The 22,710-nt window shown below is 37.2% G+C and carries 20 protein-coding genes; 10 read left to right on the top strand and 10 right to left on the bottom strand.

Going from position 1 to position 22,710, the window contains the following annotated elements; genetic code table 11:
- Positions 1-22: 22 nt before the first annotated feature.
- On the bottom strand, positions 23-3,703 hold the full coding sequence (purL, locus tag ABXT71_RS10760; RefSeq protein WP_415371320.1) for a phosphoribosylformylglycinamidine synthase: 3,681 nt from the start codon (positions 3,701-3,703) through the stop codon (positions 23-25).
- Positions 3,704-3,840: 137 nt separating this feature from the next.
- On the opposite strand from purL, the gene ABXT71_RS10755 reads away from it, so the two are divergent.
- The 7 genes from ABXT71_RS10755 to ABXT71_RS10725 all read left to right on the top strand — a co-directional run bounded on the left by ABXT71_RS10755 (position 3,841) and on the right by ABXT71_RS10725 (position 14,836).
- Positions 3,841-5,682, top strand: coding sequence for a hypothetical protein (locus tag ABXT71_RS10755; protein ID WP_415371319.1), 1,842 nt, complete (start codon positions 3,841-3,843; stop codon positions 5,680-5,682).
- Positions 5,683-5,810: 128 nt separating this feature from the next.
- Positions 5,811-6,671, top strand: a complete 861-nt coding sequence (locus ABXT71_RS10750; RefSeq protein ID WP_415371318.1) for an alpha/beta hydrolase — start codon at positions 5,811-5,813, stop codon at positions 6,669-6,671.
- Between the two features lies 1 nt (position 6,672).
- On the top strand, positions 6,673-7,506 hold the full coding sequence (locus tag ABXT71_RS10745; protein ID WP_415371317.1) for an alpha/beta hydrolase: 834 nt from the start codon (positions 6,673-6,675) through the stop codon (positions 7,504-7,506).
- A 207-nt stretch (positions 7,507-7,713) separates the two neighbouring features.
- Entirely contained in the window at positions 7,714-8,808 is a 1,095-nt protein-coding gene (gene ychF / locus ABXT71_RS10740) for a redox-regulated ATPase YchF (RefSeq protein WP_415371316.1), read from the top strand.
- Between the two features lie 372 nt (positions 8,809-9,180).
- On the top strand, positions 9,181-11,031 hold the full coding sequence (locus ABXT71_RS10735; protein ID WP_415371315.1) for a DNA topoisomerase IV subunit B: 1,851 nt from the start codon (positions 9,181-9,183) through the stop codon (positions 11,029-11,031).
- A 129-nt stretch (positions 11,032-11,160) separates the two neighbouring features.
- Positions 11,161-13,854, top strand: coding sequence for a DNA gyrase/topoisomerase IV subunit A (locus ABXT71_RS10730; protein ID WP_415373102.1), 2,694 nt, complete (start codon positions 11,161-11,163; stop codon positions 13,852-13,854).
- Between the two features lie 721 nt (positions 13,855-14,575).
- Positions 14,576-14,836 carry an MscL family protein gene (locus ABXT71_RS10725; RefSeq protein ID WP_415371314.1) on the top strand — a complete coding sequence of 87 codons (261 nt, stop codon included), beginning with the start codon at positions 14,576-14,578 and terminating at the stop codon, positions 14,834-14,836.
- 50 nt (positions 14,837-14,886) lie between these two features.
- Here the strand turns inward: ABXT71_RS10725 and ABXT71_RS10720 are convergent, their stop codons facing one another.
- From ABXT71_RS10720 to ABXT71_RS10690, 7 genes are all read right to left on the bottom strand, one after another.
- Entirely contained in the window at positions 14,887-15,252 is a 366-nt protein-coding gene (locus ABXT71_RS10720) for a hypothetical protein (protein ID WP_415371313.1), read from the bottom strand.
- A gap of 80 nt (positions 15,253-15,332) precedes the next feature.
- Positions 15,333-16,148, bottom strand: coding sequence for a VF530 family DNA-binding protein (locus ABXT71_RS10715; RefSeq protein WP_415371312.1), 816 nt, complete (start codon positions 16,146-16,148; stop codon positions 15,333-15,335).
- 113 nt (positions 16,149-16,261) lie between these two features.
- On the bottom strand, positions 16,262-16,714 hold the full coding sequence (locus tag ABXT71_RS10710; protein ID WP_415371311.1) for a tRNA (cytidine(34)-2'-O)-methyltransferase: 453 nt from the start codon (positions 16,712-16,714) through the stop codon (positions 16,262-16,264).
- A gap of 1 nt (position 16,715) precedes the next feature.
- Positions 16,716-17,066 (bottom strand): hypothetical protein, encoded by a 351-nt coding sequence (locus tag ABXT71_RS10705; protein ID WP_415371310.1) that lies wholly within the window; start codon positions 17,064-17,066, stop codon positions 16,716-16,718.
- Positions 17,067-17,069: 3 nt separating this feature from the next.
- Entirely contained in the window at positions 17,070-17,897 is an 828-nt protein-coding gene (locus ABXT71_RS10700) for a TerC family protein (RefSeq protein WP_415371309.1), read from the bottom strand.
- A gap of 21 nt (positions 17,898-17,918) precedes the next feature.
- The gene (locus ABXT71_RS10695; RefSeq protein WP_415371308.1) at positions 17,919-18,290 is read right to left on the bottom strand and encodes a DNA topoisomerase IV; all 372 of its coding nucleotides are present in this window, start codon (positions 18,288-18,290) and stop codon (positions 17,919-17,921) included.
- Between the two features lie 53 nt (positions 18,291-18,343).
- Positions 18,344-18,829: a helix-turn-helix domain-containing protein gene (locus ABXT71_RS10690; RefSeq protein ID WP_415371307.1), complete on the bottom strand. Its 486-nt coding sequence runs from the start codon at positions 18,827-18,829 to the stop codon at positions 18,344-18,346.
- 337 nt (positions 18,830-19,166) lie between these two features.
- Between ABXT71_RS10690 and ABXT71_RS10685 the strand changes: the two genes are divergently transcribed.
- The 3 genes from ABXT71_RS10685 to ABXT71_RS10675 are packed head-to-tail and all read left to right on the top strand — an operon-like array spanning position 19,167 to position 21,233.
- Positions 19,167-20,204, top strand: coding sequence for a M14 family zinc carboxypeptidase (locus ABXT71_RS10685; protein WP_415371306.1), 1,038 nt, complete (start codon positions 19,167-19,169; stop codon positions 20,202-20,204).
- Positions 20,205-20,244: 40 nt separating this feature from the next.
- Positions 20,245-20,730 carry an Lrp/AsnC family transcriptional regulator gene (locus ABXT71_RS10680; protein WP_415371305.1) on the top strand — a complete coding sequence of 162 codons (486 nt, stop codon included), beginning with the start codon at positions 20,245-20,247 and terminating at the stop codon, positions 20,728-20,730.
- A complete protein-coding gene (locus ABXT71_RS10675) occupies positions 20,730-21,233 on the top strand; it encodes a DinB family protein (protein WP_415371304.1) in 504 nt (167 codons plus the stop codon). Before ABXT71_RS10680 ends, ABXT71_RS10675 begins: the two co-directional genes overlap by 1 nt.
- A gap of 36 nt (positions 21,234-21,269) precedes the next feature.
- On the opposite strand, the gene ABXT71_RS10670 is transcribed toward ABXT71_RS10675, so the two are convergent.
- Both ABXT71_RS10670 and aroB read right to left on the bottom strand, forming a co-directional pair.
- Positions 21,270-21,554: a hypothetical protein gene (locus ABXT71_RS10670; protein ID WP_415371303.1), complete on the bottom strand. Its 285-nt coding sequence runs from the start codon at positions 21,552-21,554 to the stop codon at positions 21,270-21,272.
- 74 nt (positions 21,555-21,628) lie between these two features.
- The gene (gene aroB, locus ABXT71_RS10665; protein ID WP_415371302.1) at positions 21,629-22,699 is read right to left on the bottom strand and encodes a 3-dehydroquinate synthase; all 1,071 of its coding nucleotides are present in this window, start codon (positions 22,697-22,699) and stop codon (positions 21,629-21,631) included.
- Between the last annotated feature and the right edge of the window lie 11 nt (positions 22,700-22,710).

Raw genomic sequence — 22,710 nt, 5'->3', positions numbered from 1 at the left:
ATATGTGTAAATTGTGAGAAAACTATTTGCTTTCGAGCCAGGTTCTAGCATTTACAAAACCCTCTAGCCAAGGAGAAACTTCATCGTTTCTATCTGCAGGGTAATGTCCCCAATTCCAAGGGAATGTAGAGCGTTCTAAATGCGGCATCATCACTAAATGCCTGCCCGTTTTATCTGTCATCATCGCAGTGTTAAAATCACTCCCGTTAGGATTGGATGGAAAAGCATCGTATCCATATTTTCCCACGATGTTATAGTGTCCTTCTTCCTTCGGAAATGAGAATTTACCTTCCCCATGTGCTGCCCAAATTCCTAAGGTGCTCCCTTTAAGACTGGATAACATCACAGAGTTATTCTCTTGTATTGTAACAGATGTAAATGAACATTCAAACTTGCCACTCTCATTATGTAGCATCTTTGGTTTCTCAGTATCTTCTGGAGTTAACAAGCCAAGCTCCACAAAGAGTTGACACCCATTACAAACTCCTAATGATAATGTGTCCTCTTTTGCAAAGAAGTTCTTGAGTGCTTTATTGGCTTTCTCATTATATAAGAAAGCACCAGCCCATCCTTTTGCAGAACCTAAAACATCACTGTTAGAAAATCCTCCAACGGCTGCGATAAATTTAATATCTTCCAATGTTTCACGACCGCTTATCAAGTCTGTCATATGAACATCCTTCACGTCAAAACCAGCTAAATACATTGCATTTGCCATCTCACGCTCACTGTTAGAGCCTTTCTCTCTTATGATCGCTGCTTTTATGCGCTCTCCGTTAGGAGCCGATGGTAGCATTCCTGTAAACTGCTCAGGGAATGTGAACTGTAAAGGTTGTCTCTTATAGTTTTCAAAACGAGCTGCCGCTTGATTACCGCTTTGCTTAGTGTCTAATAGATAAGAGGTTTTGTACCAGCTATCGCGCATTTCAGCAATGTCAAAACTAAGATCTTGAGCTCCTAAACGAAGCTGTAGCGATTTAGATTCGGCAACCTGCCCAAGCGTATGGAACGTGATGTCATTTTCATTTAATGCCTTTTCAAAAACAGAATCATTTGTTGCTTGAATTACAATTCCGCAGTTTTCAGCAAAAAGAATTTTTACAAGATCTTCACCTAATCCTGATAAATCTAAAGTTGCTCCCGTGTTAATATTTCCGAAAAATAATTCTAATAAGGTAGTAATCAATCCACCCGAAGCAACATCGTGACCCGCGATTATTTGATTGTCTTTAATAAGCTTTTGAATCGTATTAAATACGGTCTTAACATAGGATGCGCTTTTAACCGTTGGCGCATCGCTACCTAAAGCACTTAAGATCTGCCCAAAAGAAGACCCTCCTAATTTATAGTCGTCTTGCGAAATGTTGATATAATACAAACTACCTTTCCCTAATTGCGCCACTGGCTCCACTACTTTCGTAATATCACTACAATGTGCGCCTGCTGAAATGATAACCGTACCTGGTGAGATCACTTCTTCATTTTTGTATTTCTGTTTCATCGATAGTGAATCTTTACCGGTAGGTACATTGATTCCAAGATCAATACTAAATTCACTAATCGCTTCTACTGCTTTATAAAGGCGAGCGTCTTCCCCTTCATTATTACAAGGCCACATCCAGTTTGCAGAAAGTGAAATACTTTTTAATCCTTCTTCAAGAGGTGCCCAGATAATATTTGTCAGTGCTTCGGTAATTGAGTTACGCGAACCAGCAACCGGATCAATCAATCCAGAAATAGGGGAGTGTCCTATACTAGTAGCAACACCATTTTTACCTTTATAATCAAGCGCCATCACACCACAGTTATTAAGTGGTAATTGTAAAGGACCAGCACATTGTTGTTTTGCCACTTTACCGGTTACACAACGGTCTACTTTGTTTGTTAACCAATCTTTACAAGCCACTGCTTCTAATTGCAATACTTGGCTTACATATTTTTTTATTTCTGAAACATCATACACAGCGTTCTCGTAATTACGAATCACCGTTGTATCATTCATAATGGTCTTTGGCGAGCTCCCGAAAAAATCTTCCAAAGCAAAATCCATAGGTGTTGCACCTGTTGTTTTGCTCTTAAAAGTAAATTGGTGATCACCCGTTACTTCTCCTACAACATACATAGGAGAACGTTCTCTATCTGCAACACGTTGTAAGGTGTCAATATCCTTTTCTCCTATCACAAGCCCCATACGTTCTTGCGATTCGTTTCCTATAATTTCTTTAGCCGAAAGCGTAGGGTCACCCACAGGTAATTTATCTAAATCAATTAATCCTCCCGTGTCTTCTACAAGTTCGCTTAAACAGTTTAAATGTCCGCCAGCCCCGTGATCGTGGATAGAGACGATAGGATTAATATCACTTTCTACCATTCCACGTACTGCATTTGCTGCACGTTTTTGCATCTCAGGATTAGAACGTTGTATGGCGTTTAATTCAATCCCACTAGAGAACTCTCCAGTATCTGCGCTAGATACTGCAGCGCCTCCCATCCCAATTCTATAATTTTCTCCACCAAGGATGACAACTTTGTCTCCAGTATTTGGTCTGTCTTTTAAAGCCTGGTCTGCTTTCCCATATCCGATACCACCGGCCATCATAATCACTTTGTCAAAGCCTAATTTACGTGTATTTAGAGGAGTCGAAGTATCTTTATGTTCGAAAGTTAATACTGAACCCGCTATCAAAGGTTGCCCAAATTTGTTTCCAAAATCTGAAGCTCCATTGCTTGCTTTTATTAAAATATCTAAAGGTGTTTGGTATAACCACTCCCGAGGTTCCATTGATTGCTCCCAAGGTTTCTCATCATTCAACCTAGAGTAAGAAGTCATATACACAGCGGTACCTGCTAAGGGCAAAGAACCTTTTCCTCCTGCGAGTCTATCTCTTATTTCACCACCACTACCGGTTGCAGCGCCATTAAATGGCTCTACCGTAGTTGGAAAATTATGTGTTTCTGCTTTTAAAGAAATCACACTATCAAATGCTGTGTTTTTATAGTAATCTGGTTTATCTGGACTTGCGGGTGCAAATTGTATTGCCTGTGGTCCTTTTACAAAAGCAACGTTATCCTTGTATGCAGAAACAATATCATTATGGTTTTTCTTGCTCGTTTCTTTTATCATCTTAAATAAAGAAGAAGGCATCTCTTCACCGTCTATGATAAAAGTTCCGTTAAATATTTTATGACGACAATGCTCACTATTTGCTTGGCTAAATCCAAACACTTCTGAGTCTGTAAGAAGTCTGCCTATTTTTTTTGCAAGGTTTTCTAGATATATAACTTCTTCTTCATTTAAAGCAAGTCCCTCTGCTTTATTAAATGCTGAAATATTATCAATATTTCTAATAGGTTCTGGCGCAATGTTAATCGTGAAAATATCTTGATGTAATTCATCATACTTTTGCGAAAGCATCGGGTCAAAGGTCTGTGGTGTTTCAGAATTATTATAAAATTCTTCAATCCTTACAATCCCAGCTATTCCCATGTTTTGGGTAATTTCAACGGCGTTTGTACTCCAAGGAGTGATCATTGCCGCACGAGGTCCAATAAAAAAATCCGTGAGTACGGATTTGTCTATTTGAGGTACGTCGCCAAAAAGCCACGTTAATTTTTTAGTATCTTCCTTTGAAATTTCCTGAGTAGTCTGGACCGCAAAAACCTTGTTTTTAAGCGTTCCAAAAAAATAAATTGTCGTGTTCAATTGATTTGTTTAATTAATCTTAATGAGATTTAACGATACAAATTTAAGCTAATCTTAGCAATTGAGAATGGCTAGATTGCAATAGTTACTCTACATTTTTCAACAAATAATAATTATTTTTGCTAAAAATAACAGAGATGAAGAAGATATTATTTTACGTTGCCTTAATAGCAAGTTTTACTGGCTTTGCACAGGAAAAATTTCCTCCTAAAAAAATTATTACAGGGACTAATTTAGGTGTTTCTGTCCCCTTGAGAGATCTTGCACAGATAGTGCCATTAGATTCTATTCCTAATAACCTGCGAATTATTCCTAATAATATGCGGAATGCACCAAAATCAAATCAAGATGCATTGCCATTAGGTGCTGACCCTATGATTCAGAAAAATGCTCCTAATCGCGATGCACAAGACATTTTGATTTCTTTTGACGGAATAAATGTTTCTGAAGGGCAAGCTATACCTCCAGATCCTACAGGCGCAGCGGGACCTAATCACTATGTGCACGCAGTGAATAGTGCTATCAAGGTTTTTAATAAAAATGGTGTTTTATTGCTTGGACCACTAAGTCTGGCTCAGTTTTTTCAAAATGGAGTTAATGATGGAGACCCTATCGTTATGTATGATCAATTGGCAGACAGATGGTTTATTAGTCAGTTTAATGATGGTTCTAATGGATTGCTTATTGCTGTTTCAGAAACGGCAGATCCTACTTCAACGTATTTTAGATACGAGTTTGAATTGGATGATTTTCCTGATTACCCGCACTATGCAGTTTGGCCAAATGCTTACTATTTAGCTGCAAACAAAAATGGTGATGTAGCCTATACAATAGATAGAGAAGCGCTATTAAATGATGAGAGCGACCCAGTAATTATAGGCTTTGAATTAACAGGTATTATTAGAAATCCTAATACTGTTTTTGGCCCACAGCCAGCAAATTTAATAGGATCCACGTCACCTGCTAATGACGCTCCAGGGTATTTTGTGTATCTACAAGATGATTCTTGGCCAGGAGTGGTTTTTGATCATTTAAAGGTTTGGGAAGTTGAGCCAAATTTTAGTAATCCAGGAATCTCTACTATTTCTGTACCACAGGTTATACCGACTCAGGCTTTTGAGTCTACGTTCCAACCTTTCGGTAATGGAGATGTGGGTCAGCCAGGGTCAGCACAGGCAATAGATAATATAGGTGGTGTAATTTCTTACATGGCAAACTACAGAGTTTTTGGAGATTATAATTCATTTTTACTAAATTTTAATGTAAATCTAGGTGATGATTTATCTGGTATTAGATGGTATGAGCTGCGTAATGAAGGTGCTCAAGAATTCACTGTTTTTCAAGAAGGAACTTGGACTTTAGATGATAATGTAAATAGGTTTATGGGTAGTATGACAATGAACGATGATGGGGATATCGCATTGGGCTATAACGTGGGAAGCTTCGGCTTAGCTGCAGGTTTGCGTTTTACAGGACGGTTAGATGGAGACACATTAAACGAAATGTCTTTTAAAGAGCAAACCATTATTGACGGTGCAGGGATTCAAACAAATACAAACCGTTTTGGGGATTATGCTCAAATGACTATTGACCCAGATGGAGAGACATTTTGGTATGTAGGTGAATATTTTCAGGATGAAGATTTCTGGTCTACGCGCATTACAGCATTTAATCTTGATAACCTACCACTATTGACAGTTGGAGCTTTTGATGAAGATAAAGCAGACATCCAGATATATCCATTGAGTAAAACAGAAATGGAAGTTATCGTACTTGATGTATTGAGTGACGGACTACTAAGATATGATATTCTTGATATTAAAGGGGTAGTAGTTCACTCTGCTGTTTTTAGTGAAACGACCAATGGTTTTAAAGGACAGTTTGATACTAGCGCTATTAGTGATGGAATTTTTATTGTATCTATTTATAACACTACCGGATCATTAAGCCTTACAAAGAAGTTTGTTTTAAAACAATAATGGTATGTATATTACGTAAAGGCCTCTTTGAAATCAAAGAGACCTTTTTTTTGTTTAAGCGAGTTTATTATTAGCACGGATTTTTATTTATACCTCATTTACTAAGTTAAAAAGTGTAAATTTAGGAGATGGAAAATTGGCCTTATTGGGTATCTCTAGCGGGAACGATTATCACTATATACTTAGTGATCAGTGTACTTCTGTATTTTCTCCAAGATCAATTCTTATTCAAGCCAGAAAAGCTACCTAAAGACTTTCAGTTTTTATACGAGCATCAAGATGTTGAAGAATACAATCTTGAAACCAGAGACGGAGCGGTTATTAACGGACTTCATTTCAAAGTAGAGAAACCTAAAGGAGTTGTATTATACTTAAAAGGGAATTCTAAAAGCATTAAGGGCTGGGGTAAATTTGCTATAGACTTCACTAGAAATAAGTATGATGTGATTATGGTGGACTACAGGGGTTTTGGTAAAAGCACAGGTAAACGATCACAAAAAGCGATGAAGCACGATTTACAGTATGTGTATAATAAGATACGAGAGCGCGTTTCTGAAGAATATATAATTCTATATGGTAGAAGTTTAGGCTCTGGCTTTGCTACTAAGCTAGCCTCTATGAACAACCCAAGAATGCTTATTCTTGATGCACCTTATTATAGCCTTCAAAAAGTGACCGCACGGTATGCTCCTTTTATGCCTTTGTCGTTAATTTTAAAATATCCAATCCCAACGCATAAATGGCTTAAATATGTAAACTGTCCTATTCATATAATACACGGCACAAATGATAAACTAATCCCTTTTAAAGTAGGAGTGAAGTTATCACAGATACAACCCAACAGTACTAAGCTGTATCCCATAATAGGGGGAGGTCATAAAAACATGAATGCATTTGAATCTTATCACGTAGCGCTTTCTCGTATTATCAATGAGGATGTGCACATCGTAGATTTTACTACCACCAGTATGAAAGTCAAGCATAAATAATATGAATTTAAAAAAAATTACACGCATCACCCTTACTGTTGTTAGTGTATTATTTATCACTTTTGTAAGCCTTATGTATCTATTCCAAGACAAGCTAATATTTGCCGGTACGACGCTGCCTCAGGACTATGAGTACAGCTTTGATGAACCCTTTGAGGAACTTAATTTTACCACAGAAGATGGCAATACGATTAACGGGCTGTATTTCACTGTGCCAGAACCAGATGGCGCTATCGTTTACTTTCATGGCAACGCGGGAGACCTATCCAGATGGGGAAACAATGCGGCATATTACACGCAGTTTAATTATAATGTATTGATCATTGATTATAGAACCTACGGGAAAAGCTCAGGTACTATCAATGAGCAAAAGATGCTGGATGACACACAGTTGCCGTATAATTTTTTACTTGGAAATTTTAAAGAAGAAGATATTGTTATCTACGGAAGATCACTAGGCACAAGCTTTGCAAGCTATTTGGCTTCAAAAAACAAGCCTCGAAAATTGATTTTAGAAACGCCGTTCTACAATATGCTAGATGTAACCAAACGAAGGTTCCCTTTAATTCCATTTGCAGAAAGATTGCTCAAATATAAAATGGAAAGCAATGCCTTCGTAAAAAGTGTAAGCTGCCCCATTATTATATATCACGGAACCAATGATGATATAGTACCGTTGGAGTCTGGCGAACTTTTAGGAGAAGAAATCCCTGAAGCGCAACTTACTTTTTATACCATTCAAGGAGGTACGCATCATAACCTTGGCAGCTTTAAGTTATATCAAAAAACTATCTTAAAATCACTTTCAGACCTGCCCATAAGTAAGCAGAAATAGGCTAGATTCAAATAATCTAAACACCACATAAATTACCACGATTAAATACTATCTTTGCTGCTTAAAATTTTAGGATTTAATGAGTTTTAAAAGCACTTAATATTTCCGAAGTGAGTATACCCAATCAAGATAAAATAATATACGCCTTGGCGACAGTTATTTAATAGAAATAGAGATTGCGCAGGCAATACCAATAGCAATAAAAATATGAAAGCAGGAATCGTAGGATTGCCTAATGTAGGTAAATCAACCCTTTTTAATTGTTTGTCAAATGCAAAAGCACAAAGTGCAAACTTCCCATTCTGTACAATAGAACCGAACATAGGTGTCGTAAATGTACCAGATAGTAGGTTAGTAAAACTTGAAGAATTAGTAAATCCAGAGCGCGTGTTGCCAGCAACTGTAGAGATTGTTGATATTGCAGGATTGGTAAAAGGAGCAAGTAAGGGAGAGGGATTAGGAAATCAGTTTTTAGGAAACATTCGTGAAACAGATGCGATATTGCATGTGCTGCGTTGTTTTGATGATGATAATATTGTGCACGTAGATGAGAGTGTAGACCCTGTGCGTGATAAAGAGACGATTGATATAGAACTTCAATTAAAAGATCTAGATACGACAGATAAGAAATTAGATAAAGTAAAAAGAGCTTCTCGCACTGGTAATAAAGAAGCGCAAGCAGAAGAGGTGATTTTACTGAAAGTTAAAAGTTCTTTAGAACAAGGCATCTCTGTGCGTGCGATAGATTTTACAGAAAAAGAACGCGAAGAATATGTAAGGCCAATGCAGTTTATAACAGATAAGCCTGTAATGTACGTTTGTAATGTGGATGAAGCGGGAGCTAAAGCGGGTAATGCTTATGTTGATAAAGTAAGAGAAGCGGTGAAGGACGAGAACGCTGAGGTGATCTTTTTAGCGGTTGGAATGGAAGCAGACATCACAGAATTAGATGACTTTGAGGAACGCCAAATGTTCTTAGAAGATATGGGCTTGCAAGAACCAGGTTCTGCAAAATTGATAAGAGGTGCCTACAAGTTATTAGACCTTCAAACCTACTTTACAGCAGGAGTAAAAGAAGTAAGAGCTTGGACGATTCCAATAGGAGCTACTGCACCACAAGCTGCGGGAGTGATCCATACAGATTTTGAAAAAGGCTTTATTAGAGCAGAAGTTATTGGATACGATAATTACGTACAATACGGTAGCGAAGCAAAAGTAAAAGAAGCAGGAAAGATGGGCGTTGAGGGTAAGGAGTATGTTGTGAAGGATGGTGATGTAATGCACTTTAGGTTTAATGTCTAAGGTTTAAAGGAGAGTAGAAAGATCGCCAGCATTGAAAGAAGCCTTGCTGAAAATTACATAAAAAAATCCCATTTAGGTTCTGCCCTGTTGGGATTTTTTTAAGTGAAATAACGCGGCTGCGACTCAAGTAAGAGATAAAATTATAAATACTTCTGAAATATTATAGGCATTACTAATCGCGCTGCTGTAATAATCTGTCTTCTCTCTTCTTAATGGTTCACAGTTATCAATCCCTTCAAAGGCATTAAATCTATCGCTCTCGGCAAAAAAATTACTAACAATTCATCCATGCGATTTGTTAATTACTTTGCTTTGTAAATATTCCACGAGTCTACCTGAACCCTTATATTTAACAACTATTCACACGTTTTTATGTCAGACACTAAATATACCGAAGATAATATTAGATCGCTCGATTGGAAAGAGCACATCCGGATGCGTCCTGGGATGTATATTGGTAAGCTAGGAGATGGGTCTTCTGCAGATGATGGGATCTATATTTTGCTCAAAGAAGTACTCGATAATAGTATCGATGAGTATGTTATGGGTGCTGGTAAAACAATTGAAATTAGAATAAAAGACAAGGTGGTGAAGGTCCGCGATTTTGGTCGTGGAATTCCTTTAGGGAAAGTAGTAGATGTAGTGAGTAAGATGAACACGGGAGGGAAATATGATTCTCGTGCCTTTAAAAAATCTGTGGGTTTAAATGGTGTTGGTACAAAAGCAGTAAACGCACTATCATCATTTTTTAAGGTAGAATCCTTTAGAGATAACCAAAGCAAATTTGCCGAGTTTTCTCAAGGAGAGTTAAAAGGTGAAAGTGGTGTTGATGAAAGCAGTAAACGTAAAGGAACAAAAGTCACCTTTATCCCAGATGAAATTATCTTTAAAAACTACAAGTACCGCAACGAGTATGTTGAGAAAATGCTTAGGTATTATGTTTATTTAAATCCTGGACTTACCATTGACTTTAATGGTGAGAAGTTTTTTAGCGAGAACGGTCTTAAAGATTTATTGGAAGATAACATGTCTAAAGAAGATATGCTCTACCCAGTAATACACTTACAAGGGGAAGATATAGAAGTAGCCATAACGCACAGTAAAACGCAGTATAGCGAAGAGTATCATAGTTTTGTTAATGGGCAAAATACGACGCAAGGAGGAACACATCAAGCGGCATATAGAGAGAGTCTAGTAAGGACGATTCGCGAATTTTACGGAAAGAATTATGACGCTAGTGATATAAGAAAGTCTATTGTTACCGCGATCAGTATCAAGGTGATGGAACCTGTCTTTGAAAGTCAGACGAAAACCAAGTTGGGCTCTACAGATATGGGTGGTAAGCTACCTACGGTTCGAACCTACATCAATGATTTTCTAAAAACACAATTAGATAATTACCTCCATAAAAATGGGGATGTTGCAGAATTGTTGCAAAGAAAAATTTTAACTGCAGAACGCGAACGTAAAGACCTTTCTGGGATTCGAAAGCTGGCAAAAGATCGTGCTAAGAAGGCAAATCTGCACAATAAAAAGCTTCGTGATTGTCGTGTTCACTTAGGCGACACTAAGAAAGAACGCAATCTAGAATCTACTTTGTTTATTACGGAGGGAGACTCTGCAAGTGGAAGTATCACAAAAAGTAGAGATGTAAATACACAGGCGGTTTTTAGTCTAAAAGGGAAACCCTTAAACAGCTATGGACTTTCTAAAAAGATTGTTTACGAGAATGAAGAATTTAATCTACTCCAAGCAGCTTTAAATATAGAAGAATCTATCGCAGATTTACGGTACAATAACATCGTGATTGCCACAGATGCCGATGTAGATGGGATGCACATACGTTTACTCTTAATCACGTTCTTTCTGCAGTTCTTCCCAGAAGTTATTAAAGAAGGGCACTTGTTTATTTTACAAACACCATTGTTTAGAGTACGTAACAAGAAGAAAACTATCTACTGCTATTCAGATGAAGAAAAACGAGCAGCCTTAGAAGAACTAAAACCAAAACCAGAAATCACGAGATTTAAGGGACTTGGAGAGATAAGTCCAGATGAGTTTGTACACTTCATAGGAGAAGACATTCGTCTAGACCCAGTAATGTTAGACAAGCAAATGAGCATAGAAGATTTGTTGCGATTCTATATGGGGAAAAATACGCCAGATAGACAAGAGTTTATTATTGAGAACTTGAAGGTGGAGCTAGATGCTGCGGAGGAATGAATTTTTAGTTCTCAGTAACAGTTTGTAATTGAAAGAACAAGTTAAAATTAGTAGTATTTCAGAAATAAGAGATAACGAATGAACGAGGACGAAACTCCAGACAACGAAGAAAACCTAGATCAGCAAGACATGAATTATCAAGATGTTGAAGGGGGAGAAGTGGAAGAGGTTGAAGAAACCGAAACCATCACCCGCGTCTCTGGGATGTATCGTGAGTGGTTTTTAGATTACGCTAGTTATGTGATACTAGAGCGTGCAGTGCCAGCCATTGAAGATGGTTTTAAGCCGGTGCAGCGTCGTATCATGCATTCTATGAAAGATCTTGATGATGGGCGCTATAATAAAGTAGCAAATATCGTGGGTCACACCATGCAGTATCACCCGCACGGGGATGCGAGTATTGCAGATGCGATGGTGCAGATAGGGCAGAAGGATTTATTAATCGATACCCAGGGAAACTGGGGAAATATACTTACAGGTGATAGAGCGGCGGCTTCTAGATATATAGAGGCGCGTATCTCAAAATTTGGTTTAGAAGTGGTCTATAACCCAAAGATTACTAAGTGGCAATCAAGTTATGATGGGCGTCGCAAAGAGCCTATAAATCTTCCAGTAATGTTCCCGCTATTGTTAGCGCAAGGAGCAGAAGGGATTGCGGTTGGGTTATCTACTAAAGTGCTGCCACACAACTTTTTAGAATTGATTGATGCTAGTGTAAAGTACCTACAAGGCAAACGTTTTACAATCTTCCCAGACTTCCCAACGGGCGGAATGGTAGATGTCACAGACTACAACGATGGTTTACGTGGAGGAAAGATTAAAAGTCGGGCGCGTATTTTGCAGCACGATAAAAACACTTTAGTGATTCGTGAGATTCCTTTTGGGACCAACACGAGTACGTTAATTGACTCTATCCTGAAGGCGAATGATAAGGGGAAAATCAAGATTAAAAAGATAGAAGACAACACGGCGGCAGATGTAGAAATAATGATCCATATTGCTTCTGGTATTTCGCCAGATAAGACCATTGACGCACTCTATGCTTTTACAAATTGTGAGAACTCTATCTCGCCATTAGGCTGTGTCATAGAAGATAATAAGCCTTTATTTGTAGGGGTTACTGAAATGTTAAGAAGATCGACAGATCGCACCGTACATTTATTAAAGAGCGAACTCGAAATACAGCTCAACGAGTTTGAAGAGCAATGGCATTACGCAAGTTTAGAGCGTATCTTCATAGAAAACAGAATCTATCGTGACATTGAAGAAGAAGAAACTTGGGAAGGCGTAATCCAAGCAATTGACAAAGGTTTAAAGCCGCATACCATGCATTTAAAGCGGGCTGTTACAGAAGAAGACATCGTACGTCTTACCGAAATACGTATCAAGAGAATCTCAAAATTCGATATTGATAAAGCGCAGCAAAAGATTGATTCATTGGAAGATAGCATCGCTCAGGTAAAGCATCACTTAGCAAACTTAATCACCTATGCAATAGATTACTTTACGCGATTACGTAAAGAATATGGAAAAGGTAAAGAGCGGAAGGCGGAGATAAAAGTATTTGATGATATAATCGCTTCTAAAGTGGTCATTAGAAACACGAAGCTATACGTAAATCGGGAAGAAGGATTTATAGGGACCAGCTTAAAGCGGGATGAATATGTAGCAGACTGTAGCGATATAGATGATATTATCGCCTTTACCGGAGACGGTAAGATGATGATCACAAAAGTGGACTCCAAGGCGTTTATTGGTAAGGGTATAGTGCATGTAGCTGTATTTAAAAAGAAAGACAAGCGTACCATTTATAATATGATTTATAAAGATGGTCTCAAGGGAGCTACGTATGTGAAGCGTTTTGCTGTGACTTCAGTGACTAGAGATAAAGAGTACGACTTGACAGCTGGTAATAAGAGTTCTAAAGTGTATTACTTCACTGAGAACCCTAATGGAGAGGCAGAGTTAGTAACCATTTTACTGCGCCAAAGCGGAAGTATCAAAAAACTCAAATGGGATTTAGACTTTACGGACATTCGAGTAAAGGGGCGTGCCTCAAAAGGGAACATAGTAACTAAATACCCAGTAAAGCGGGTAGAGTTAAAAGAGAAAGGGCTTTCCACATTAAAACCAAGAAAAATTTGGTTTGATGATACGGTACAGCGCCTAAATGTCGATGCTAGAGGAGAATTACTTGGAGAGTTTACAAGCGAAGATCGATTGTTGATTATCAACCAAAGAGGCTTGGTTAAAACACTCATCCCAGAAGTAACGCTTCATTTTGATGAAGATATGATTGTGTTAGAAAAATGGGATTCAAAAAAGCCTTTATCCGCCATTTATTGGGAAGGAGAAAAAGAGCTATTCTATATTAAACGTTTTTTAATTGACAACCCAGAGCGGGACGAAATGATTATCACAGATCATCCTAAGTCTTATTTAGAAAGACTTTTTACAGATTATCGTCCTATGGCAGAAATTGTATTCGCTAAAAAGAGAGGACAAGATAGGCAGGAAAATATTGAATTGAATATTGAGGAATTTATATCTATAAAGGGGATAGGTGCGATGGGGAATCAGTTGACCAAGTACAAAGTAAATGAGATTAACGCGCTCTCTTCACTGCCTTTTGAGTCACCGGCCGTTACACCTAAAGAAGAATTAGAAGTCGTTGATGAGGAAGAAGTTGTTGGTTTTGAAAACCCTTCAATAATGAGGCCCGTAGCAGATCTTCCTCCTAAACAAAAGCCAATTACAGAAGGTACAAAGGATGATGAAGAGGAACCACCCATAGACGAAGACGGACAAGCGACTTTATTTTAATGGGAAATAACAAAACAACAGACAGATCTTTTATTGATTATCTAATTCCATATTATTCTTGTGAGTTTAAGTCAGCACTTAGCAAAGAAGAAATAATAGGAAGAATTGCTAAAAAGATAGAACCTGAAAAGTTTTTCAGAATAAACAATTTGTTTTTTAAAAGTAGTGCAACATAAGATTATCAAGGTGCTGTGGGAAATTCTGATTTTAAAATTAGTAGAATAAATTCAAAAAAAAATATTTATTCGCCTGTTATTATAGGTGATTTGATTGGGTCAAATCAATATACACGAGTGCGGGTAAAGATGCGACTAAAGTTATTAGTAGTTATATTTATCCCGGTATGGCTGCTTCTTGTAACGTATACTTTGTCATTAGGACGAAATGATAGTCCGCTTGCACTTGAAGAATTTATTTTTGAATTGGTCATCCAATTATTCGTTATGCTATTTCTCTACGTTGTTTTAACATACAATTTTCATAGTATGGTCTCTAAGAATATAAGATTTCTTAAATCAATTATTGTTCCTTTAGAACAGGTGGACTCTGACGCTAATTGGATTACCCGTAATTAATTTTCACTACGGAAATATCAAACACTTATAACCAGTGTTATTCATGAATTTAAGGACTTTGCAATAAAAGGTAATATGCTTGAAGCGGGAGTGTTTAGTTTCATTGGTGCTTCTTTTAACAATGTAATGAACAGATTGTTGAAAAAGTGATATACCACAGGCTATCATTACTTCCGGATGATGTGAGCATTATAGATAGAAAATATATTTTTCGAGCTGCGGAAGAGAAATCAAAAGAAGTATTGATTAGTTATAACGAACTTATAGAAATCTTAATAGATATTACAATCTTCACTCTTACTATTTTTATCGTAATAAAGTTTATCAATCGCTTTAATAGAAAAGCGCAAGCCCTTAAAAATAAAGCAGTAAAACGCCTAATAATATTTAGCTCCTATCTAAAATAGAAGACTTGATGAAAGAGCAAAATGCACTGTTTAAATCTAAGAAATAAGATTTACTCCTCTTCAGAATAACGAGTGCGCACTACTGGATTGAGACGCGCCATCAGTTTTGCTGGCACTTTAAAATCTGCCGCATAAGACAGCCCTTCTTGACGCATTTTCATCGTAATGAAAGCACGGTTGTACCATCTAGCGTCTGTCGCCTTTTTAGACTGATCTTCATGGGTAATCGTGCCAAAGGTAGTACGTTTTAACCACGTCGTTATACTATAGATACCAAGCCCATTATATTCGGCACGTTCTAGCAACGTAGCAAAATCTGCTTCAGCAAATTTGTACTCCTTAGCTACTGTAGCTTTCTTGTTTAGGTTGGTTAATTCCTTAAATATTTCAGTTTGTAAAAATTCTAATTGGGTCATGCTGCAAAGGTGGTTATTATTTTGGTTTGTGATAAACTCTTCTTAAACTATTTTTTATCGTTTTCGAATTCAAATTCGTTTTACTTCTTATTACGAACGCGCAGATAATATTGCTCTACTTTCTCTCGTGCCCAAGGAGTTTTGCGCAAAAAAGTTAAACTTGATTTTAATGTGGGGTTATTATAGAAACTATTAATGCGACATGCATTTGCCATATTTTCCCAGCCTTCTTGTAAGATGAGTTCTTCCAATATTGCTTTAAGGGTTATGCCGTGCAGTGGATTATTGTTTTGTTTAACTACTGGTTTTTTCTTTTGCATAATTGCAAACAGCTCCTTATCCATTCTATCAGCGTTTGAGTTGTGACAGCGCTCAAAGACTTTTATTTCAAAATAAGGTTGGAAGTAGGTGCGGTATTCTCTTAGGCTTCCACCAAATGGACGTTTCTCGGTGTCATCAATGAGCGGGAAGTCAAACCATACGCCAACGAGTTTCCCTGTTTCTTGTAACAACGATGTCATTTTTGTGGCGTACTTAGTGCGGTTCATTTTAACAGGAGGGAAGGAGCAAAAAAATGTCTGCTCTAGAATAAGGTCATACAGTTCTTTATGCTTGAAAAAGTCTTGTTCAATAAGCTGTTCTTCCGGCAAATCTGGAATACGTTTTTTTAGATTTTCTAAGGGAGACTTTGCAATATCTACAACAAACACATTCTTGAATCCTTGATTCCAAAGGTATTCTGCTTCATAGCCATTACCCGCTCCTGGAATTAAAATGCGAATATTCTTATCTGTAAGTTGGTCAATGTATGCTTTTAATGGAGAAGAGATTACGCCTAAATCCCAGCCAGTGCTGTCTTCTTCATATTTATTTTGCCAGTATTCCTGTTCGTTCATTGTTGTTTTTTAATTGCACTCGTATTAATGTATAAAATTTCTGAAGCAAATATTCACCTAAGGTTTAACAGTTTTTCATGCATCTCCTTAACGAAAACTGAGTAGAGTCAAAATCAAGAAAGTTGTCTCAAGCCCTCATAGACAGTCACGCTCACGGCATTTGCGATATTAATACTGCGTATGTGATCACTGTGCAAAGGTATCTTAAAAATGTGCTCAGGGTGCTTGTTTAATATTTCAGAAGGGAGCCCCGTAGATTCTTTGCCAAAAAGCAGCATCATATCATCTTCAAAAGGAATATCCCAAATAGATTGCGTGCCGTGACTGCTTAAAAGCACCATTTTCTTATCGCTGTGCTTGTCATAAAAATCGTCAATAGACTCATATGTGGTAAGCTGGATGTGCTTCCAATAGTCCAACCCCGCTCTTTTTAACCGGCTGTCGCTAATCTCAAAACCAAAGGGTTTTATTAAGTGTAAATGTGAACCAGTGGCTAAGCTTAAACGGCCTATGTTCCCTGTATTATTAGGTATTTCTGGATGAACTAGAACAATGTGAAGCGGCATATTATGGTTTTAAAATGCGCTCAATGTGGTGGAGTATTGCGTTTTCCATGGCGTCAAATTTTCCGTCTGCCCAGAAAAGTTCTTTAAGCTCAGCAATTAAGTCTTCAATTTGATCCTCCGAATAGCTTAAACGTTTTATTGTTTTTTCTATTTTTTCAGTGCCTTGATAGTCATTGTCATTTTTAAGTACAGCTCTTAAATCATCATATTTTGCATTATGCATCTTTTCTTTTATGAATGCAATCTCTTCTTCCTTCAGTGTTAAATCTGCATTAGCAAAAAACAGCATAATATAAACACGCAGATCGTCTTTGGTCCAATTTTCTTCTGATGACTTTAAATTCATTTCCATAATTTATTCGTCTTTGATGTTCTCGGGATGCGTAGTTACGATTTCACTTGTTGTCTTTCTATATTTCATATTGATAAACTCTATCAATAATGAGAAGGCTATCGTGAAGTAAAGGTACCCTTTGGGTATGACGCCTACTTGAGAACCAAAAATCTCTAAGTGAGATAAATGCGCTCCTTCAGCAATTAACATAAAACCAATGAGTATTAAGAAAGATAAACCTAATAATTGAACTGTAGGATGCTTCGTGACAAAACGGCCCACAGGGTTTGCAAAAATCATCATTATTATGACAGAAACTACCACGGCGATAATCATAATGATTAAGGCATCTGATGGAGTATTGCCAACTCCGTTAGTCATACCAACGGCTGTTAAGATAGAATCAAAAGAAAATACAATGTTAATCAGGCATATTTGTATCACAGCTTTTGTGAGCGTTGTCTTTCTTCCTTTAGCCACTTCACGTTCATCGCGCCCTTTATCTTCTACTTTTTCGTGAATCTCGCTTACAGATTTATACAGTAAGAATAAACCTCCGGCAAGAAGGATTAATCCTTGTCCACTTAGTCCTACTTTAAACCAGGATAAGCTTACGTGCCAGAAAGGCGCCTCCATAGCAACAAGCCAAGAAATACCGAACAATAGTATTACTCTAATAATCATCGCCATAAAAAGACCAATGTTGGTTGCTTTTTTCTGGTGTTCTTTAGGCAGTTTACTTGCAGCCAGCGATATGAAGATAATGTTGTCTACCCCAAGTACAATCTCCAAGAAGGTCAGCGTCAATAGCGCTACTAGTGCGTCAGGAGCGGTTAAGATTTCAAACATGTATCTTATTGTTTTGTTAGTTTATTCGGTTATTTTTCTGGCGGTCCCTTTTTCTTTTCTAGTTTCGCCAACGATGTTGTATTCAAAAAGATATTGATCACCATCTGTAGTCAATATTTTCATGTGCAAGGCCTTCTTTTCTGCCATATTCTTGGGATTGACGTGTTTCACTATAAACTCACAATCGTTTAACCATCGCACAGAAGACGTGTCTGCCTTACCTCTATAGAAATCAATTTCTAAAGAATCATTACGGACAAAAGTAGTTTTCACTACTTCTGTTCCTATGAGGGTTTCAAACTCGAAGGTTCCTGTTTTAAAGTTAGTGCAGTTACGTTCCGGCTGGTAACAGCTAAGGAGTAAAAAAGAGAAGAATACGTATATAAATTTCATAATTATTTTGCTGCAGCAAATTTCTGAAATTTTAAGCAAAGACTAGAGGTCTTCTACGGTAAATATTCCTTAAAAGAACCGTCTGCATAAAATATAACGATCCGGTCTATGTTTGAAGAAGAACCAAGGCGATGATTCGAAATGGAGGTATGGTTTGTTTTTGATGGTTCTTGCTCCGTTTCTATTGAAGGAGCTTGGTATTTGTCCAGTGTCTTAACTGAAATGTCTTGCGACATATCTGTAGCGCTATTTTCATTTGAATCATCAAGAGGAGGGAAGTCTCCTTTTCCGTTTAACAACCAATACAATTCTACCTCGGGATACGTATTGACAATTTTCATTACAAATTCTAAACTTGGCTTGTTCCTACCAGAAAGGATATGCGAAATCGTGGAGCGATTAAAAGATATGGTTTCTGCAAATGCCGTAGCCGAAATCCCATAATATGAAAGGATATTTTCTATACGTTTTGCAAAAGCTGCACTGTTTACCATTGTAATAAATTCGTTCTTATTAATACGTTTACAAATGTAAAACATTGTGTTGCAACACACAAATATTGTTGATAAAGTACAATTAAAATGTAAGTATAGCTTTAATACAAGCTCATTAAGCTGTTGATTAATAATAAATTATACATCCTGTGTACTTAGTCTATTTCATATTGTGATTTTCTAATGTGTTATTGTTACATATGTCAACACTAAAGTGCAAAATTGTTGTTTACAATTGTAAACTTTACATTATCTACATTTGTAAACACAATAAAAACTCACAGCTATTTCACTCTACAATCAAAACATTAAAGACGACCAGATTTCTGGTAGATATATTACTCTCAATCAAATCTTACCTAGATTAGAAGTCTACAAAGAGGTGTTTGAGATTTCGATAATTGGTACTTCAGAGTTGGGTAAAGAAATACCTATGGTGAGTCTTGGGTCAGGAAAAAAGGTTATTCTCGCTTGGTCGCAAATGCACGGAAACGAAAGCACTACCACAAAAGCTCTGATAGATTTTCTCGCTTTCATCTTTCAGAAGAAACAATATGAAGAGGAGATTAGTATCTTTTTAGCCACTCATACTGTCCACATCATTCCTATTTTAAATCCAGATGGCGCAGAAGCTTATACCAGGTGTAATATTAATGGGGTTGACTTAAACAGGGACGCACAAGATTTATCCCAAAAGGAAAGTCAGATTTTAAGGGCCATCTTTGATGCTGTCCAGCCAGATCTTTGTCTTAATATGCACGATCAGCGTACTATTTACGGGCTACCCACTGGGAAGACTGCTGCAGTGTCTTTCTTGTCGCCTTCGGCAGATGCGAGCCGCGGCGTTACAGCGGCTAGAGAAACAGCAATGCTGGCAATTGCGGCTATGTATAAAGAATTGTTAAAAGAGATTCCAGGTCAAATAGGCCGCTATGATGACGGTTTTAATTTAAACTGTGTGGGCGACACTTTTACACATTTAGGCGTACCTACTATTTTATTTGAAGCTGGGCATTTTCCGGGCGATTATAATCGTGAAGTATCGCGAGCCTTAATAGTTAAGTCACTTCTAATCGTTTTTAATATTTCCGTAGAAACAGAAACTACGTCAATCGAAGACTATAACTCTATTCCAGAAAATCAAAAAACTTATTGCGACATCTTGTTAAAGGATGCCCGATTATCGGATGCTTCTATAAAACAAAATATTGCCATACAGTTTACAGAAGTTTTAGAGGAGAATACGATATTTTTTATTCCTACTATACTGGAGCTTGATTCCCAATTAATTGGACATAAAGTCATACAATGTGATGGTGATTGGGTAGAATTTAACAATCAAAAAAGCGTATCATTTAACGAAAAACTAACTATTGTTTACAATAAAACGAAGGAAAGCGAGATTTTACTAAGAATATGAAAATTATCTACTTATTTTTGCAAATAAAAAAAAGGCGAAAATGGCAAAGTTTAAATTAGACGATACGGATCATAGCATACTGGATATGCTTATTGATAATACAAGAACCCCTTTTACTGATATTGCGAAGAAGTTAGATATTTCTGCAGGAACGGTCCACGTTAGGGTAAAAAAAATGGAAGAAGCTGGCATTATAACCGGTAGCTCTTTGCGTCTGGATTATGGTAAATTAGGCTATTCTTTTATAGCGTATGTAGGTATATTTCTTCAGAAAACTTCACAGACACAATTTGTATTAGAACGCATTAATGAAATTCCTTTTGTAACTGTAGCCCACGTCACTACGGGGAAATTTAATATCTTCTGCAAGATACGTGCTAAAAATACAGGTCATGCTAAAGACATTATTTATAAGATAGATGACATTGATGGAGTGACACGTACAGAAACAATGATTTCTCTTGAAGAAAGCATCAACGATAAAAAGCGTTTAATGCATTCTATTTTTAACTCACTAGACAACTAATGATTCTGTCTTCAGAATATGGTAGCTACTACGCGAAATACGTTGCAAATGTTGCAGGAGATGATATTGCGGCTGCATTAATGAATGGTTTGGTCTCGGTCCCGGCATTTTTTGAAGAGATCCCAACGGAAAAACAAGAGTATCGCTACGCTGAAGGAAAATGGACTCCTAAGGAGGTATTATTGCATCTTATAGATTGCGAACGTGTTTTTATGTACAGAGCAATGCAAATTGCTCGTTCTACTAATGTACACCTAGAGGGTTTTGATCAAGACGAATTTGTAACAAACAGCAATGCAAATGCGAGGGATATGGATAGTTTATTAAAAGAATTCATTGCCGTGCGAACCGCTACAATTCATTTTATCCAAGGCTGTAATGACACTATGTTACTTAAACAAGGACGCGCTAGTGATAGTCCCTTATCGGTAAGAGCTGCTGCTTTTATTACAAGGGGACACGAGTTACATCATTTAAAAATCATTAAAGAAAGGTATTTTTAAATAACCAAAAAGAGCCGCAATCGCGGCTCTTTTTGGTTATTCTTTTGCCTCCTTAGCTAGTATCTCGCTTATTGGTTCGTCATATGTGTCATCATCATAGTCGTCTTCATCAAAGTTTGCCATGGTACTCTCTAATCTAGAACTTAGCTTTACAAGGTATATAGTGTCATCTGTTTTTACTTCTACAGCTTCAATTGTTTCGTTGTGAGCATTCTTAAACTTTATCACGTTGATATCATCATATCCATCTGGATACTCATCGACAAGCATTGTTAAAATTTCTGGGGTTAATTTTTTAAAATCTACAATTATACGTTTCATAATAACAAAGGTTACAGGTCTGTTATAACGAATTTATAAAAAATATGAATTGGTTGTGCATTGAGAATATAAATTTACAAATTTTTATAAGCTTCAAAACTCTGTAAGATAATTGCCTCTTCTACTTTTTTGTCTAGGAGGGTTTTACCAATGTCTTCTAGCAGCACAAAAAGTACCGCTCCACCCACATTTTTCTTATCGTGCTTGAGTAGTTTTATTATTTCTGAAATATCATCTTTTGAAAAGGGCACTTTTCCACAGATTAAAAGTAGTCGTGTAGCTGCTTCGGCGTATTTTTCTTTGGGAAACCCTTCTTGTTCTACAGAAATATATAATGCCAGAATCATTCCAATTGCGATTGCCTCACCGTGAAGTAGTGCAGGGATATGAGTGCTCATTAGACAGTAAGATTCTATTGCATGGCCTAAGGTGTGGCCAAAATTAAGGGATTTACGACGCCCTTTTTCGTTTTGGTCCTCTGTGACAATCTCGTTTTTAATTTCTATAGACTCCCAAATAAGGGTTTCGATTTCTGAAATATTCTGAACTTCAAAACCCTGAAGTCGTTCCCAGTAATCATAAGAATAAATTAAACCGTGCTTGAGCATTTCAGCAAAACCAGATGTAATTTGATTTTCTGGGAGTGTTTTTAAGAATGAAGTGTCTACAATGACTGCTAATGGATCTCTAATGACACCTATTTGATTTTTAAGCACACCTAGGTCAATTCCGTTTTTACCGCCCACAGCAGCGTCTACCATGGCTAAAAGAGATGTTGGGACGTTGATACAAGCAATGCCCCTCATGTAGGTGCTTGCTACAAATCCTCCAAGGTCTGTTACCACGCCACCGCCAAGATTAATGAGTAAGGCTTTTCTGTCAAAACCTATCTGTGACAACTCTTGCCATGCTTTTAAGCACGATTCAATGTTCTTATGTTCTTCGCCAGCATTCATCTGGATGATATGCGGCGCATTTTTTAATAAGACATTAGCATTGAATACAGATAGACAATGTTTTTTTGTATTCTCATCAACAAGGATAGCGATGGAGCTAGCGCCTTGTTGATCAATGACTTGCTGTAGTTTTTTCCAGCTATCGTTTCCGAAGTAAACCGTACCAGGATGTTTTTCTATTTTCCTCATATAAATCGTAA

This window comes from Patiriisocius sp. Uisw_047 (genome assembly GCF_047730165.1).
Lineage (GTDB): Bacteria > Bacteroidota > Bacteroidia > Flavobacteriales > Flavobacteriaceae > Patiriisocius.
The sequence above is the reverse complement of the archived record's forward strand: the minus strand, read 5'-3'. Positions and strand labels throughout refer to the sequence as shown.